The sequence below is a fragment of the Salinivibrio sp. ML198 genome (genome assembly GCF_001996015.1).
Classification (GTDB): Bacteria; Pseudomonadota; Gammaproteobacteria; order Enterobacterales; family Vibrionaceae; genus Salinivibrio; species Salinivibrio siamensis.
Window position 1 is genome coordinate 1 of the sequence record NZ_MUEZ01000045.1, and the last position, 921, is coordinate 921.

Below are 921 nucleotides of genomic sequence, written 5' to 3' on the forward strand. Positions count from 1 at the left end.
CGGTGGCGATGTGTCTTCCATGACATACAAAGGAGCGATTATGCCAACGCCATGTTATATCTCGATTGAAGGTGAAACTCAGGGTTTGATTACTGCCGGTGCCTGCACCGCCGATTCTATCGGTGATGCGTTTGTGGAAGGGCACGAAGACGAGATGCTGGTACAACAGTTTAACCACAATGTGACCGTGCCGACGGACCCACAGTCAGGTCAACCGTCTGGCCAGCGTGTGCACAAGCCTTTCCAATTTACCGTTGCGCTCAACAAAGCGGTGCCATTGCTTTATAACGCACTGGCGTCAGGTGAGAAGATGTCAACGGTCGAGCTAAAGTGGTACCGCACCTCGATTGAAGGTAAACAAGAAAACTTCTTTACCACCAAGCTGGAAAGTGCCTCGATTGTGGACATTCACTGCGAGATGCCCCATTGCCAAGACCCGGCGAAGTCAGACTTCACCCAGAACCTGACCGTGTCGATGTCTTACCGCAAAGTGACCTGGGACCACGTCAACGCAGGCACCTCAGGCTCAGACGACTGGCGCAAGCCTATCGAAGCCTAATCTTTCATGGCGACATGAAGACACAAACAGCCTGCCTTTACGGGCGGGCTGTGGTGCGTTGAGCCAGACGGCAGGGTCTGGCTGAACGTATCAGGGTAAACAAGCAGGGCGAAGGATACACAGATGGCGACATTGCAAATAGCGTTAACCGTGGCGGGGCTAGACCCGCAACCGTTCGTGGTGGTGGACTACCAAGGGGACGAGTGCCTCTCTCACCAAGCTGGCCTGAATGGCAATCCGGTGTATGGGTTCCAGTATGAGGTGGCATTGGCCAGCCGCCATACCGACATCACGCCAGAGCAAGTGGTCGACAAGCCGGTGCAGCTGACGCTGTGGCGCAACGGCGAGCTGGTCAAACGGGT

1 protein-coding gene and 1 pseudogene are annotated in these 921 nt (G+C 55.2%); both read left to right on the forward strand.

Annotated elements, in window-relative coordinates:
- Positions 1–40 precede the first annotated feature (40 nt).
- A complete protein-coding gene (locus BZG25_RS15585) occupies positions 41–559 on the forward strand; it encodes an Hcp family type VI secretion system effector (RefSeq protein ID WP_077458860.1) in 519 nt (172 codons plus the stop codon).
- 123 nt (positions 560–682) lie between these two features.
- A pseudogene (locus BZG25_RS15590) lies at positions 683–921 on the forward strand (type VI secretion system tip protein VgrG); the annotation flags it as partial.